This window comes from Bradyrhizobium sp. RD5-C2, from assembly GCF_019972155.1.
GTDB lineage: Bacteria > Pseudomonadota > Alphaproteobacteria > Rhizobiales > Xanthobacteraceae > Bradyrhizobium.
This window is the reverse complement of record NZ_BOVL01000020.1, coordinates 526235-541488: the sequence shown is the minus strand read 5'-3', so window position 1 is coordinate 541488 and position 15254 is coordinate 526235. Positions and strand designations below refer to the sequence as shown.

At 59.9% G+C, this 15254-nt stretch carries 11 protein-coding genes; 9 read left to right on the top strand and 2 right to left on the bottom strand.

Annotated features, from left to right (window positions below; all coding sequences use genetic code 11):
- Window positions 1-258: sugar phosphate nucleotidyltransferase (locus BraRD5C2_RS27340; RefSeq protein WP_249788337.1), on the bottom strand; the 258-nt coding region annotated here is incomplete at its 3' end.
- Window positions 259-670: 412 nt separating this feature from the next.
- On the opposite strand from BraRD5C2_RS27340, the gene BraRD5C2_RS27335 reads away from it, so the two are divergent.
- From BraRD5C2_RS27335 to BraRD5C2_RS27320, 4 genes are all read left to right on the top strand, one after another.
- On the top strand, window positions 671-1660 hold the full coding sequence (locus BraRD5C2_RS27335; protein ID WP_374708052.1) for a TAXI family TRAP transporter solute-binding subunit: 990 nt from the start codon (window positions 671-673) through the stop codon (window positions 1658-1660).
- A 17-nt stretch (window positions 1661-1677) separates the two neighbouring features.
- The gene (locus BraRD5C2_RS27330) at window positions 1678-2286 is read left to right on the top strand and encodes a hypothetical protein (RefSeq protein WP_223973948.1); all 609 of its coding nucleotides are present in this window, start codon (window positions 1678-1680) and stop codon (window positions 2284-2286) included.
- 36 nt (window positions 2287-2322) lie between these two features.
- Complete coding sequence (locus tag BraRD5C2_RS27325) at window positions 2323-2928, top strand: DsrE family protein (RefSeq protein WP_223973939.1); 606 nt, start codon at window positions 2323-2325, stop codon at window positions 2926-2928.
- 108 nt (window positions 2929-3036) lie between these two features.
- On the top strand, window positions 3037-5910 hold the full coding sequence (locus BraRD5C2_RS27320; RefSeq protein WP_223973937.1) for a hypothetical protein: 2874 nt from the start codon (window positions 3037-3039) through the stop codon (window positions 5908-5910).
- A 65-nt stretch (window positions 5911-5975) separates the two neighbouring features.
- On the opposite strand, the gene BraRD5C2_RS27315 is transcribed toward BraRD5C2_RS27320, so the two are convergent.
- Entirely contained in the window at window positions 5976-7385 is a 1410-nt protein-coding gene (locus BraRD5C2_RS27315; protein ID WP_223973935.1) for a polysaccharide biosynthesis/export family protein, read from the bottom strand.
- Window positions 7386-7993: 608 nt separating this feature from the next.
- Here BraRD5C2_RS27315 and BraRD5C2_RS27310 point away from each other — a divergent pair.
- The 5 genes from BraRD5C2_RS27310 to BraRD5C2_RS27290 all read left to right on the top strand — a co-directional run bounded on the left by BraRD5C2_RS27310 (window position 7994) and on the right by BraRD5C2_RS27290 (window position 15178).
- Entirely contained in the window at window positions 7994-9067 is a 1074-nt protein-coding gene (locus BraRD5C2_RS27310; RefSeq protein WP_223973927.1) for a Wzz/FepE/Etk N-terminal domain-containing protein, read from the top strand.
- Between the two features lie 261 nt (window positions 9068-9328).
- Entirely contained in the window at window positions 9329-10669 is a 1341-nt protein-coding gene (locus BraRD5C2_RS27305) for an O-antigen ligase family protein (protein WP_223973925.1), read from the top strand.
- A 498-nt stretch (window positions 10670-11167) separates the two neighbouring features.
- A complete protein-coding gene (locus tag BraRD5C2_RS27300; protein WP_223973922.1) occupies window positions 11168-11932 on the top strand; it encodes an FkbM family methyltransferase in 765 nt (254 codons plus the stop codon).
- 296 nt (window positions 11933-12228) lie between these two features.
- Window positions 12229-13452 carry a glycosyltransferase family 4 protein gene (locus BraRD5C2_RS27295; RefSeq protein ID WP_223973920.1) on the top strand — a complete coding sequence of 408 codons (1224 nt, stop codon included), beginning with the start codon at window positions 12229-12231 and terminating at the stop codon, window positions 13450-13452.
- Between the two features lie 271 nt (window positions 13453-13723).
- Window positions 13724-15178 carry a lipopolysaccharide biosynthesis protein gene (locus BraRD5C2_RS27290; protein WP_223973918.1) on the top strand — a complete coding sequence of 485 codons (1455 nt, stop codon included), beginning with the start codon at window positions 13724-13726 and terminating at the stop codon, window positions 15176-15178.
- Window positions 15179-15254: the final 76 nt, after the last annotated feature.

The following is a 15254-nucleotide window of genomic DNA, read 5'->3' as shown; positions in this document are numbered from 1 at the left end:
CATCGGCTCCAGCAGCACATCGGCTTCGCGGCCGATCTCGGCGAGCTGCTCCAGCACCATGAAGCGATAGGCCTCGTTGGTGATGACGATCGGCCGCTCGAACAGGCCGGCCTCGGAGACCCGCAGCAGCGTATCCTGGAAGGTCGAGCGCGCCCCGAACAAGGACAGGAACTGCTTCGGATGCACCTCGCGCGACGCCGGCCAGAGCCGCGTCCCTGCGCCGCCGCACATGATCAGGGGAATAATTCGTCGATCCATCGATGCCTCAAGTCCTGTCGTGTCCGCGCTCAAAGACCAGTCGAGCGAAGGGGGCCGCGATCGACGGTGCCGGCGACTGCCGTGACACTAGCACGGCGAAACCGTGCGCCCGTGGATATTCCGGCGTGCATTTTGATCGGTGTGTCGAACTGCAGCGGACCCAGCGGCCAGACGGTGTCCCCGGGATGTGGTGTTGCACCCGCCGATCGATCCCTCCGTCAGGTCCGGGTAGCCACAGCGCATAATCCGGAATGGTTAGGGGGCTCCTCCAAGGGGAAATAGCGCGCGAGGGCGAACTGCACGAAACTACGAGGAAATTTCGGATTGGCGAGGGCAGAGCCAGATGGGCAAAACAAGCGCAGCAGTGCCATCGACCGGAAGGGGTGGATTGCGTCCGTTGCTCGTGCTCGCGATGCTGGTGCTCACCAGCATTCCGCTATTCAGCGTGGGTGTGCAGGCGCAACCTGCTGCATCTCGTCAGTTGCGGCGAGAACCTCAGCCAGAAAAGCCGCAAGTGACGATGAATGCCTGGACTATCGGCCTCGCCGGTGGCCTGCTCGAGGGCGCACCTATTCGCCTCGCGGCCGAAATGGCGCGCGTTGTGGACGACGGCGACAAGCTGCACGTCTTGCCGGTCGTGACACGCGGTCCGACCGAGAACGTGAACTCATTGCTGTATTTGCGCGGCATCGATGCCGCCATCATCAATTCCGACGTGCTCGATGAATACAAGAGCCAGGTGCCGGACATCCAGCAACGGCTGGCCTACGTGCTGAACCTGTTTCCGTCCGAACTGCATATCTTCGTCCGTCCCGAGATTCAGAGTCTGAGCGATCTCGTTGGAAAGAAGGTCAACTTCAACAACCTGGGGACTGCCGCGGCCTATTCGGGACCGCTGATCTTCAGCCGCCTTGGTCTCGACGTGGAAAAGACCTTCATTCCTCATCAAGTCGCGCTCGAGCAGATGCGCAAAGGTGAGATGGCCGCGGTCGTCTTCATCACCTCCAAGCCCGTGGACGCGTTCGTGCGCGGCCGCTGGGAGCCCGGATTCAAATTCCTGCCCGTCCCCTATGACAAAAAGTTTGAGGACTTCTATCTTCCCGCCTCGCTAGAGGCCGCGGAGTACCCCAATCTTATCAAGCCGGGCGAGCGCGTCGCGACAATCGCGGTGCCGACCGCCCTGGTGGCCTTTAACTTCCCGGTCAAGTCGAACCGTTACGAACGCATTGCGCGCTTCGTGGAGTCCCTGTTCTCGCGGATCGACAAGCTGCAGCAGCCTGGCTTCGACCAGAAGTGGAAGACGATCAATCTCGCGGCGACCGTTCCCGGCCTGACGCGTTTCTCTGCGGCGCAGGCATGGCTTGATCGCGGGCCGCGCGCCGCCACAAATCCATCGCAATGAGACGCGCGGCGATCCGGATGGTGGCTGGATTCTTGCTGGCAACCGGTATTGCCTCGGCACAGGCGGAAGGACCTCGTCGCATTGCTCAGCTTCGTGGTTGCTCCTCCATGGAGCGCCCGGAAGGGATCGAGTGCTCCGAGAAGCTGTCGCGAACGTCAACGCCGTCCCAGCCGAACCAGCTCAACAACTGGGTCATCAGCCTGACGACATCGCCTCTCGACTACTCACCCGTTGCCACCGCCACGACGGCATCTCGCGATGGTATCGGCGAAAGCGGAATGACGCTCTCGATCCGCTGCCGTGGCGGACGGAGCGAATTGATCGTCGGAGGATCCCGCGTGTCCGGTCGCACCGACGGATATGCGCTCGCCTATCGTATCAACGACGGTCAACCACAGCAGATCAATGCAACCGTGCCGGCGTCCGGGACGGGCGTAGCGTTCGGTGGCGACGTAGCGCGCTTGCTGCAGTCCCTTCCGGACGGCGGAAGTCTCGCTATTCACCTTGCCCCCCGAACGGGTGACGCGCTGGACGCGGTGTTTCCGTTGGGTGGTTTGGATGCGGTGCGCGCGAAGATCTCCGCCGCCTGCAAGTGGCCGCAACCGGCCGCCAAGCCCAACGGATAGAGGATTTGATGACGTGTGTTCAATAGGAGAGGTACCATGCGTGTGTTTCAGCATATTGCGACGATAGCTACCATCGGAGCCGCAACGATCCTGCTTGCCGCTCCCTACGCTGCGGCTGAGCAGGGCGGCGGACGTTACTGGACGCCAATGATAACGAACACCGCTGCGGACAGTGATCATGGTGCGCGAAAGGCCCATGTTGCGCGCAAGGAGACCGCTCACAGAAAAGAGCGATCCATCCTCAACGCTAACGCCCGGATTCCAACCAACGCCAAGGCGCACAACCTGATCCTGCAAGTGAATACGAACGACCCTGCCGCCATGAATCTCGCACTCAACAATGCGACCAACGTCGCACAGTATTACAAGGATCTCGGCGAGAAGGTGAAGATCGAGGTGGTCACATTCGGACCCGGCCTGCACATGCTCCGCGAGGACACGTCGCCGGTGAAGTCCCGAATTGAGGAGATGGCGCTAAGTACGCCGGAAATTTCGTTCAAGGCCTGCGGCAATACGCAGGAGAAAATGCATAGTGCCGAGAAGAAGGACATCCCGATCATTCGTCAAGCGGAGGTGGTGAAGTCCGGCGTCGTGCGCGTGATGGAGCTGCAGGAGAAGGGTTGGTCCTATGTAAAGCCGTGACGCACGGCCTTGTCTGGAAAGGGCCTCAATGCGGGGCCTCGCGCCGAGGGTAGGGGACTTGACGCCTCACCTCGACAGATCGTGTCGCCATACGAAAGGTGATTACGGATGGAACGCACGGTTCTCCTGGATGACGAAGTAAGCCCCGCCTGCGACATCGCAGGCGCACCGCCGCGACGTCTGCTCAGTGTTGCACAGCCCGTGCTGTTGTGGACGACGACCGTCGCCATGCTCGCAACCGCGTGGGTACCCGAAACGACACGGGCGTCGCCCGATCCGGTCCGTCTCGCTGCGGATGCGCGGCAGACGGTGGCCGTTCGCAATACCAATTCGGCCACTGCGGCGGAAGATGGCAATTCCAAAGTCGCGCCGCGGGGCGAAGGCGATATCGAGCGGCCGATGCTGACAGTACAGGGAGCGCGCGACCAGAGCGGGCCTCCCTCGGACCAGGTGCCCGATTTGGGCAAGAGCCTATCCTGCGAACTCTCGACTGCAAGGCTTGACATTGGCTTGTTGCAGCGCATCGAGCAACAGCGCGAGCGAGCCGAGATGTTGGAGCAGGATCTTGCCGCGGCTCGACGCGACGTCGCGGTCCAGACTGCCCTGGCCAGTAAGGCCGTCGAAGATGCCGCCCGGGTGAAGCAGGCCGTGCAGGGTGGCGAGGGGGGGCAGGATGCGTTGCAACAAGTGCGTGAGCGGGCAACAAGGCTGGAACAGGATCTCGCGGCGGCGCGACGCGACGTCGAGACCCAGACCGCGCTGGCGGCACGGGCAGGCGAGGAGGCTTTGCAGCTGAAGCGAGCGGGCAAGATCGGCGCGGCCGAGACGAGCCAAGTGCCTGCAAGGGGCGGAGTGCCGGCGCACGGCCTTTCCTTGGCGCGGAGTGCAGTTCAGGCCTACGAGGCTCAAGTCCGTGCGGTTGGAGGAGAGCTGGCCGAACTCGGGCAAGCGACCGCGAGCGATACCGGGTCAGATCGCGACCCGGAGCGGCTCGCACGTCTCGAGCAGGACCTCGTGGTCGCGCGAGGCGAGCTCGAGACACAGACCACGATCGCGACGAAAGCGAGCGAGGAGGCGTCCCGCCTCAGGCAGTCGGGGGAGAGGGACGCGGCGGACTTGGAGCAGGAACGCGAGCAATCTGTGCGGCTGGGTCGGGATCTTGCGGCGGCGCGGCGTGATCTGGAGGTCCAGACCGCATTGGCGACGAAAACGAGCGAGGAAGCGTCCCGCCTGAAGGCGGCGGGCGAGAGCGGCGCAGCCAAGCTGGAGGTATCCCTGCAGCAGGAGCGCGAACGGTCTGCGCGGCTGGATCAGGATCTCGCGGCGACGCGGCGTGATCTGGAGGCTCAGACGGCGCTTGCAACGAAAGCGAGCGAGGAAGCATCCCGCCTGAAAGCCGCGGGGGATCGCGGAACGCCGGATCTACAGAAAGAGGAGGAGCGGTCCGCGCAGCTGGAGCAGGATCTCGCGGCAGCGCGGCGTGACCTGGAGGCCCAGACTGCACTGGCGGCAAAGGCGGGCGAGGAAGTCTCGCGTCAGAAGCTGTCGGTGGAAGCCGTGTCCGTCGATCTGAAGCAGTCGCGGGCGAAGGTCGACGCGATGTCCTTGGAACTGTCCCAGGCACGCAGCTCGATCTACGCATACGAGGCGCAGGCCCTTAAGGCTGGAGAACAAGTAGCGGAGCTCAGGCGCGCGGCTGAAGGCGGCGCGGCTTCAGCTCACAAGGCCTCACCCGACGCACAATTGGCCCGGCTGGAGCAGGACCTCGCGACGGCGCGCCGTGATGTCGAAGCGCAAGCCGCACTGGCGGCGAAGGCGAGCGATGAAACAGCCCAATTGAAACGGGAGAAGGAGAACGGCGCGGCGGAGGCGCAGAATCTGCTGCAAGCTGCGCGTCAGCGGGCTGACAGGCTGGAGCAGGATCTGGTGGCGGCGCGACGTGATATCGAGGGCAGGATCGCGCTGGTGACGCAAGCAGGCGAGGAAGCCACACGGCTGCAAGTAGCGGTCAAGGGCGCTGCAGCGAACCTGCAGAAAGAGCGTGAGCGATCTGCGCGGCTGGAGCAGGATCTGGTGGCGGCGCGACGTGATCTCGAGAGCAAGGCCGCGCTGGCGACGCAGGCAGGTGAGGAAACATCCAAGCTGCAAACAGCCGGCAAGACCGCCGCTGTGGATCTGCAAAAGGAGCGCGAGCGATCCGCACGGCTGGAGCAGGATCTGACGACGGCGCGGCGCGATGTCGAGTCCAAGACTGCACTGGTAGCCAAAGCGGTCGAAGACCTGTCCCGGCTGACATCCGCGGGGAAGAATGGCGCGGCGGATCTGCAAAAGGAACGCGAGCGGTCGGTGCGGCTGGAACAGGACCTGGCAGCAGCGCGTCGCGATAGTGAGGCCCAGGCGGCGAAGGCCGCAAAGGCGAGCGAGGAGGTCTTGCTGCAGAAGAAGGCAACGGAAGCCGGCGCTGCCGAGCTGAGGCAATTGCGCGCCGAGAGCGCAGGCGCGAAGGCGCAGAACGTCTTCCTGTCGCGGAGCGCGATCCAGGCGTATGAGGCACAGGGTCGCAAGGAGACTGGCGCTGCGTCAGATGCCTTGACGACCGGCTCGTCCGGCCCGGACAAGTCCGGCTCGATCGCAGTGGCTGCCAATCCGATAGCCGAGCAAGTGCCTCAGGCGCGTGCTCCCGCTGTCGCTCAGCCTGCTTCCGAGCAGCTTGCAGAGGCCGCAGGGTTGATCCTGCGTGCAAATGCCCTGCTCCGGCAGGGCGATGTAGGCGCGGCGCGGCTTGTGCTTGAGCGCGCCGTCGAGATGGGCAGCGCCCAGGCGAGCTTCGCGCTGGCAGAAACCTACGATCCGTTGGTTCTGGCGAAATGGGGAACTTACGGTACCCGCGGCGATGCGAGCAGAGCAAGAGCCCTGTATGCCAAGGCCGATGCCGCAGGAATCAAGGAGGCGAAAGCTCGGCTGGACGCGCTGCATCGCTGATATTTGCGGACAAGCGCCGTGCCTGACCGATCAGCTCGCAACCGTGACCGAGCGGACCGACCTCATCATCTGATGCCGACTGAAGGCGGATCAGCTTCCGTCACCGCAGTTCGGCCCGTCGCCGGCGACGGGCTCAAGCCACTCAGCTTTCGGGAAGGCACGTCAGGAAGATCCTGGTATCGCAAGGAGACCTCGACCGTGTCGCCTGGTTGCAACTCGGTGTCTTCGTTCGCGGCAATCTGTTCCGGCCCGTTCTTGCCTTTCCTGACGATGGTAATGTCGGGCTTGCTTCCGCTTCCTCGCACGAGCTGTGATCGAACCATCGCGGTGTACTGAATCTTCTCACCCACGGCCTGCAGTCTCTCGCGAACCTGGTTAAGCCTTAAGCTCGTGTCCTGCAGCTCGCGCAGCAGGTCAAGTCGCCGCTGGTCATCGAGCTTTGTCAGCCTTCTGACGAGATCATCCTGTTGCTTCTTGACCTGCAGCAGCTGCGCAGAGGTCTGCAGCTTCCTGGTTGACGACAGCAGAACCGCCCGACGCGCATCCGTGACGCGCGGGCTGGTCAGGGTGCCTCTGGCGAACATATCTTGCGCCTTTTGCAGTTCTTCCTGGTCCGACTGAAATCCCTCTTCCTCCCGCTTTTGCTGCTCGGACAGCACGCGCACTTCCTCGTCTCCCTGCCGAACACCGCGCTGGATGAACTCCTTCTCCTGCTGATAGTCACTCTGCTTCGCCTTCAGGTACTCCGTTTCAGCATTGAAGATTTCCGAAATCGCCGATCGAGCGATCGGTGCCTCCTTCGCAGCGTTCGGAGCGATCTGGGTCGCCTCTCCAAGTTCCGTCTTGATACGCCACAAGCGCGCCTGCTCTTTGGCGAATTCCGTCCAGAGCGATCCGTACTCGGCTCTCATGTCCGCCAGATCGAGATACGGATTGTTCATTCTCACATGCATGATGTCATAACCGCTTGCCACTGCTATGAGTTGACGTGCGGTGATCGACGGAAGGTAAGGATACTGGCCCGGCTTCGAGACATCGCCATTGATGTAGATCGGCCTGTAGTCCGCCACGGTTGCAGTGATTTCATCTGCATCTATCACGATGACGCTTTCGCGCCCTTCTGGACTTCTCTGTCGAAACACCTTGTTCGCCAGTGCGGTGCCGACCTTGGCTCGGATCTGCGGCAAGCTCAGGCCGGCTACCTGAAGCACTCCGACGAGCGGCAACGATATGTTGCCGTCCGTCTGGACGGCTGCACGAGATCGCAGCTCCGGCACGCCCGCGGCCGCGACCTCCAGCACATCTCCGACATTGACGAGATACTCGGCTTTCGCTTGGGTCACTGAAATCGCCAAGCCGAGGGCGACCAAGCCCCATTTGATGTAACCGCCGAGGCCGTTGTCCAGGATACTGGACCTGAAACGCTTGCGCGGTGTGGAGTTCGGCATGACGGCAACTTTCTGCGACGTGGTCACCAGGATGAAGCCCTCGGAATCTGTCGGCGTACCAACACGTCAACATCGCTGACGCGCGGGCCGCCATCGAGGCGGACGATCGGCAAACCGGGGTTGGTTCCCTCATTTGCTGCGAGGCAGGGCTTCCCGCCCGCATTTTCGATTGATCGGCCCTGTTGATCGTCAATTCGAAGTTGCATCAGATCCATTGGGATGTGCGAACGCGCGGATCGCCACTCGAATTTAGTCCGGTAGTGCCGCGGCTCAATGGACCATCGTAATTACCCATTTATTGCCTTTCCCAACCTGTGACCCGGAATGTACTGATTCAGCAGGAAATGCGTGATTGGGCCGTAGAGTGCCATGAACGATGCGTTCTTCACCGGGCTGCCGGCCTCCGCCAACCTTCCGGCGCATCCGGTCCATGGCAGCCGGGTGAATTCAGCAGGTGCCGTCGGGCCGGTTAATGGCCTCACTGGCCATGACCGCTGCCGAATCCGTCGCCAGCATGACTTCGGCTCATATCGCGGTCCTCGTCTATCACAGGTTGAGGCCGCGACTACGCGCGGTTTCGGCCAGCAATCATCAGCGCTGGTATGAAAATGCTACAGAATACAACGGATAGTTGGATGAACCGGGACGATCCGCCGCCGCCGGAATTTCGTCCTACGTCGGTCATTTCCGTGCGAGCGGTGTTTGCCTTCGTACGGCGACGCCTGTTGACCATGTTCCTGGTGTGTTGCGCAGCGCTTTGCGTTGCCGTGCTCTACCTCATCATGGCGGTACCCACGTTTACTGCCAAGGCGCAACTTATCGTAGATTCGAAAGCGACCCCCGGCGACGTTGCAGCAGTCGCAACGATTGTCGAGAGCCAGATCGGAATCATAAGGTCCGAGAGCATCGCCAGTGCCGTGATCGAGAGGCTCGGCCTTGCGCAGGATCCGGAGTTTGCGGGCGGGCAGGGTAGCAGCGCGCTGTCCGTATCCCGGTTGCTCGGCTGGACTAGACCGGAAGGCGAAGGTAGCGCCATGCGCTACGCCGTGGAATCCTTCGGACAAAGGCTTACCGCCAAGCGCATCGGCCCGACTTACCTCGTCGAGCTCACCTTCAGTTCCAAGAACCCTGATCGAGCAGCGCAGATTCTGAACGCCGTCGCAGAAAAGTATATTACGCATCAAATGGACCAAGGGGGCTCGCTGCAAGATGAGACGTGGGTCCGGGATCGACTGAATGGCTTGAGCACTCAAGCGGCAGCTGCGCAAAGGGCACTCGAGGACTTCAGTAGAAGCAAGAAGGATGCGCCGGATTCCGCCGCCAATATCGACAAGTTGGCGGCCGCGGCAGAATCGGCCAAGAGCGCTTATGACAATTTTCGTCACATGCTGCGCAGGCTTGAGGCGACGCGACAGCAGTCCTCGCCGGTGTTTGCTGCGAGCCTGATTACTCAAGCGTTGCCTCCTCTGAGGGCCGCTTCGCCAAAGCCCAAGAATGTACTTGGAATAGCGCTCCTTGGCGGGCTGCTTCTCGGCCTCGCCTTCGCGGTGCTGCAGGATCTGATGGATGGTCACATGCGCTTCGCTGCGTTGGACCACTTGCTCGGACACGATGATAGAGCCGACTGGCCTGTCTCGGACGCAGTTCGACCGGATCATCAATCTGAAACGTCGAAGACCAGGCCAGTGCGCCTTACGGGTTCGGGGTGAGGGCAGAACTGCCATTCTCGGAAATGCTTGAGATGCACTGCGTTGGACAGCCGGCGGGCAGGCGCCATCGGATGATCAGTTCGGAAGACGTCACGCTGCTGGCCGGGAATGAAGACTGGGCGCGGATTCGACGCGTTGTGCCATGTCGATAGAATCGCTCAAGCTCGCTCGAGGTGACTTTCAGTGGCTTGGGAGCCGCTGGACACCGAGAAACCGTGCACTCGCGCTCGATCGCGTTGAAACGCAGGGAGCGGGCTCGTCATGACCGTTGCGGTAAGATATGGCGGCGGAACTCCCTATCATCGCGCGTCTGCGTACTCGCTCGACCAAAGGGTAAAATGGCTTTTTTTGGCGGTCATTTTCATACTGCCATTTCAACGAGTGCCGTTCGTCAATTCGAACCTGTTAGGCATACAGGGCTGCAAACCCTTCAACCTGTTGTCAGCGGGAGTGCTGGTCTATTTGTTATTCCGAGTTTCACTCTTATCAGCGACCGACAAAATCGAACGGACGTCCATCCGCATTCTCTTGCTGTATTTCGCAACCTTCATCATTGCTTTTGCTAGATCAGTCTCGAATGCCCCTCTGCTTCATGAGCGTCTCCCCGATGTATTTCCAGATTCCTATCTGGATTACATCATGTCATACGGCATGGTTCCGGCGTTCTACATACTGCCGTTTCTGTTCATTCTGAAGCGATGTCGTTCGTTTTCGGAGATTGAGACAGTCGTCAACGCAATCTGCGTTTCGATTCTCGTTTTATCGGCGAGCTTCATATTCGTCGCCGCCATGAATCCATCGGCCGCACTTTCGGGTCGGGCTGCCGTTAACGATTTGTGTGAAGCCTATTTCGGCATCCACTACAACACGATGGGCACGATATACATCTGCACGGCGCCCTTGTTGCTGTACAAGGCACTTACACGTAGCTCACTCTGGATGGTGCCCGTCGCGTTGTCGCTTTTGGGGCTCCTTCTACTCTCATCGCGCAGCGCGCTTCTGACCGTTGTGGGCTCCTACGTTCTTATTCTGATTTACAAGCGCAAGTTTGCCGTCCTGGCTGCCGGCGCCGCGATGGTGGCCATCGCATCCGTTCTCTGGATCGCGCCAACCATGGACGCCATCTTTTCCATTGGTTTCGATGGGACTTCGGAGGTGTCGGCTGACGAATTGCTGACTGGCCGTGTAGATTTCATTTGGATCCCGGTGCTCAACGAATGGACGAGTGATCTCGGCCTGTTTCTGTTCGGCGCGGGTCGGTCCGGAATCATAACCAGCGAAGCCTGGTACACGGGAACGCTCATACAGGCTACTCATGCGCACAACGCAATTATCGATTTCTTTCTCGACTGTGGAGCGATCGCGACCGGCATTCTTCTCGTTTTTATGTGCGTCGGGATCTCAACCGCCTGGCGTGTCGGCCGACGGTTGCATAACGACCTGTATTGGGCCCTGTTTGCGTGCATCGTCGGCTATGGAATAAGCATGTTTACTGAGCGGGAGGTATTTCCATCGTTCGAGAACATGTACCTGTTCCCTCTCATTGCGATGATGGTTAACCTAGCGCGCCTGTCTTCGCGCGTGGGCCAAAACTCGGCATGAGCTGCTGATTACAACCGGTCATCGCTGATGGAATTGTCGCTTAGGTAAGCCTCAGCGACCTGACGCTGGCGCAATACGAAGCAGGTCCGAGGGCTCCACGGGCCCCCTCGAGGCCCCGCCTCACGCCGGCACCGCAACCGCGGCGACAAGCCGGTGGAGGTAACTCCTGTTCTCCGTCGCTGAGCCCGTGATCTTCTTGCAACGAAGCGATCGAGCCCGCCTAATGATGATATTTAGCTTCACATCGTTCCTAATTGTGATGGATTTCAGCGTGACTATGTCCGAGCGGGAGAGGGCGGTTGGCAACAGCCCGACCGAAATGATCAAGATCCCGTTCTCGTGTGACCGTGCCGGCGGGCGCCGTATGAACACGGCACTGTCACACGCGTTCACCAAGCACGGCGAAGCGTTCTACGACCCGAGGGGAGCTTCGTGCGCGCGGGGACAGAAGAATTTCGGTGGAGCGCAGCGACGGTCAAACTGGCAGGGAGCGCCCCAGTGATAGGACCGCTCAAGCGTCTCACGCAGCGCCTGCTCATCGGCGCGCTCGGATTTGACAACTACCTCTTCTTTGTTGCTCAAGCGCGCATCGCTACGATAAAGGCGTTCCGTTACGAAGCCGACTTCCTGTACTTTCTCAACATGGTGCCGAACGACGGCGTAATCCTCGACATCGGCGCCAATATCGGGGTGACGGCCTATTTTCTGGCGGCAACGAAGCCCGGCTCCCGGGTCCATGCGTTCGAGCCGGGGCCCGAGAACTTCAGGAGTCTGACGCGCGTGGTCGCGCAGCATACGCTCGCCAACGTGACGGTTCACGAATGCGGTCTGGGCCGCCAGGCTGCAGCACTTCCGATGATCATGCCTGTGATAGGCGGCATTAAGCGACACGCGCTGTGCCAGGTCGACGACGGGCACTCCGAATACAAGGAAGGCATCCGCTTCCAGATCAAGATAGAGCCACTCGACGACGTCCCGGATCTCAAGACGCGCACGGATGTGCACGCGATCAAGATCGATGTCGAGGAATTCGAGGCCGAGGTGCTGAAAGGGGGCATGGAGCTGATAAGGCGCTGCCGGCCGCTCATCTTCTGCGAGATATGGAAGCCCGAGAACCGCGACGAGATTCGAGCGATGTTCGAAGGCGAGCGCTATCGCATGTACGGCTATGAGCATGGCGTGCTCAAGCCTGCCGGGTCCGGCCTCAAGAACTTCACGGGAAACTTCTTCATCATTCCCGATGAATGTCCGCTGCCCCAGTAGAGCTTGCGCCGGTGTCCCGATCCCCGTCGCGCACGGCATAGCGTTTGTGAGCGAGCGGTGCGGCAGTCACCGATCGCAGCCTCTCCTGGCTAACGCGAGCCGTCCAAGTACTACTCACAAAGAGCAACGCAGCGAGACCGATCTCTCCATTGGGAGCGCCACCTCCCGTTGCGCGGGAGAGCCAAATGGGGTCAAATCCGACCCCGCAAGCTCGACTCCACTGGATGGGTCAAGGGTCTAGTCGCATCATGCTGTGTCTGGCTCCGCCTATCTCAGTCGAAGGTCAATGAATTGCCGTGACGCGCATCCTGGTTGTAACGCATAAGCCGCTCGCAAGCCTGACCAACGGGCATGATCTACGCGTGTGGCACTTGTGCCGCGAATTGGCGAAGCGGCATGAACTGTATCTTTTGACGGTAAACCTCGGTTCGACGGACGAATCTACCAGCAGCCTCGTTGGCTTGTCCGATGTCTTCAAAAAGATTGCGGAAACGCCGAAGTTCCCGGCTCACAGGCCTTCACTGAAGAGGCACTTCCGTCGAAACGATTCAGACTACTTCTCGCTCTCTTATCCGGATCACTTTTCAACGGTTACCAAAGCGATAGCTGGCTTCTGCGAAGAGAACAGTATCGATCACATGATTGTCTTCTGCCTCGTACTTGCAGAATTCGTCCGACCGTTTTCGAGCGAGAAGAAAATACTGTTCGATCTCATCGACAGCGAAGTGCTGACGTTGACCAGACAAATGCAGTTCTTTCCACCGTGGCCCGCGCAGCTGAGAACGCGTCTCGACGCGCGCCTGATGCTCGCGCGTCGTGCAAGGGCGGAGGCTTGTTTGCCCGTTTGGTTCGACCACGTCACCACAGTCAATGATGCCGATTCCGATACGGTTTGCAGGCTGTCCGGTAAAACCGCGAACGTGAGCACGGTACCGAACGGTGTCTCGCCCGACCTGATGGACGCATTCGACTCAAATGCGCGCGTCGCCAAGCGGAGGGGAGTGGCATTCTGGGGCAATCTCGCCTTCAAGCCAAACAGCGACGCGGTTCGCTTCTTCTATCAGGACGTCTATCGACCGTACCTGGCTCCCGCAGGAATTGAGTGGTGCGTGGTGGGCAAAGATGCGGAGGGGTGGCTTCTCGAGGAGGCACGGCGAGACGACGGCATTCGTCTCACTGGATTCGTCGATGATATCTGCTCAGTGCTCGCCGAGTACCCCATCATGGTGAACCCGATGCGAATTGGCAGCGGATTGAAGAACAAGGTACTTGAGGCGTTTGCCATGGGGCTGGCCGTTGTTTCAACGGGAGTGGGCATCGAAGCGCTTGGTATGGCGCGAGAAGGCGTCGATTACATGCGAGCCGACGAGCCCGAGAATGTCGCGGCTGCGATCAAGTTGCTCATTGAAGACGAAGGCCTTCGCTATTCCATGATCCTGAGCGCGCGAAAAGTCATGCTGGAGCATTACACCTGGAAAAAGGTCGCTTGTGACATGGATGCGCTCTTGAGCTCCGTGTGACCGAGGGGGCATTGATAGTTTATTGTCGGTTCAACGCCCACGGTTCGACAATATGATGCATTGATTGGTCATACGAGATTGACCGGAAGTGGCTCAAGAGAGGTGAGGCGTGCGCAAGCCAATTGGCATCGGGCCCTTGTTCGCTTTGTGGGATTGTCGTCCTGTCCTGTGTTTCTGGAGTCCATCGGTGATTTTTGATCGTGTTCTTGGAAGGTACGCAAACCTCAATTTGGGCGTTCGGTTGCTGACGCCGTCGCGAGGTCGCTGACCCATGGCATCCATCTTGCGTCAAGGAATTGCGCTCTCGGCTGCACAGTACACCGAGCAAGTCATCATGCTGTTGACGCCGATCGTCCTGGTGCGAACGATTGGCCCCACCGCGTTTGGCGAATATCGGCTGTTCTGGCTGCTGGTAACGACGGTGGCCCTGTTGTTCTCCTTCAACATGCCCCGGAGCTTGCTCTTCTTTTTTGTCCGGCTGGATGCAGAGGGACGGCGGGTTTACGTTGGGCAGACGGTCCTATTCTTGCTCGCCGCAACGATGGTTGCGGTGCTTCTGATTTTTTCCTTTCGTCACGTTCTTCCATCGGGCATGAAGGATCTGCTGCACGACCACGGGTTGTTGCTGGTGCTGTTCCTGTTCGTCTGGAATCTGGGCCTGTTGCTGGACGTGCTGCCCAACGCCGTGGGGCGAATCCGCTGGCAAGCGCAAGCAATCCTGGCTTCATCCGTGCTGAGAGCTGCGCTGATAATTTCCGCAGCCGTCGTTTTCCATCGATTTGAAGAAGTGTTAATCGCGGCTTTGATTGCTGCCAGCGTGCGCGTAGTACTTCTTGCCGTCTTCATTGCGCGCTACTGCGGCATTCGACTGTTTCCAATTGAGAAGGAGCGGTTCCGCGCGCAGCTCCGCTACGCCCTTCCGTTCGGTGTGGCCGGCCTGCTGTGGAGTGTGCGGAAACAGGCGGAACTTTGGATTGTCGCGACGATGTTTTCGTCGGGCATGTTCGGCATTTTTTCAATCGCAACCATGCTCCTTATGCCGTTCGAAGTCTTGAGGGGCGGGCTGGGGAATTTGCTCTTGCCGAAGATGAGTCATTTCCATTCATTGGGTCGCCACGAAGACCTGTTGCGGCTGAACAATCAGGGCAACGTGATCATTAGTGCGGTCATGTTCCCCGCTATCGCTGCATTGTTCGTCTTTGCGGAAGAAGTCATTCAGTTTCTGTTTACGAAGGAGTACGTGAGTGGCGCGCCAGTGCTGCGCATCTATCTGATTCAGACATTGATCTCGACCGAGATTACCACCCTGCTCAACGTGTTCGGACAGGGTTCGGCCAACATGCGCTATGAAGCTGCGATCCTTCCATTTGCCGTGCTAACGAGCCTGGCCGGCGTCTGGTACTACGGTTTGCCAGGGGCGGCGATCGGGTCGGTACTCACAACCTTCGTTGTGTATATTCTGTTTCTGAGAAGACTTTCAAAGGTCATGAACACTCCGATCGCAAGGTTGCAGGATTGGAAGAACCTTGGACTAATTCTGGTCGCTTCGGTGTTGGCGGCAATGCTGGTGCGGTTTTCGTTTGATCTGCTGCAAGCGCCGGTTCCAGTCGCTGCGGTGGTTGGTCCGGCTGCGGTTCTGGTGTGTTATGCGGCGATGTTGTTTGTGACCGGATACTATCGAACGCTGGCTGAGGTGCGGAGGGAATGGGGAGTTCTCGGGGCGTAACGGAAGGTGATCCGCATTGTGCGGGGTTACCTGAATATCAGCGCGAGGACGCGACGGCCAACGAAGCTCAGTGACG

Excerpts from the sequence above, each read along its gene's own strand:
- BraRD5C2_RS27335 (WP_374708052.1), top strand. The coding sequence starts at position 671 with ATGCTGGTGCTCACCAGCATTCCGCTATTCAGCGTGGGTGTGCAGGCG.
- BraRD5C2_RS27330 (WP_223973948.1), top strand. The coding sequence starts at position 1,678 with ATGGTGGCTGGATTCTTGCTGGCAACCGGTATTGCCTCGGCACAGGCG.
- BraRD5C2_RS27325 (WP_223973939.1), top strand. The coding sequence starts at position 2,323 with ATGCGTGTGTTTCAGCATATTGCGACGATAGCTACCATCGGAGCCGCA.
- BraRD5C2_RS27320 (WP_223973937.1), top strand. The coding sequence starts at position 3,037 with ATGGAACGCACGGTTCTCCTGGATGACGAAGTAAGCCCCGCCTGCGAC.
- BraRD5C2_RS27310 (WP_223973927.1), top strand. The coding sequence starts at position 7,994 with ATGAACCGGGACGATCCGCCGCCGCCGGAATTTCGTCCTACGTCGGTC.
- BraRD5C2_RS27305 (WP_223973925.1), top strand. The coding sequence starts at position 9,329 with ATGACCGTTGCGGTAAGATATGGCGGCGGAACTCCCTATCATCGCGCG.
- BraRD5C2_RS27290 (WP_223973918.1), top strand. The coding sequence starts at position 13,724 with ATGGCATCCATCTTGCGTCAAGGAATTGCGCTCTCGGCTGCACAGTAC.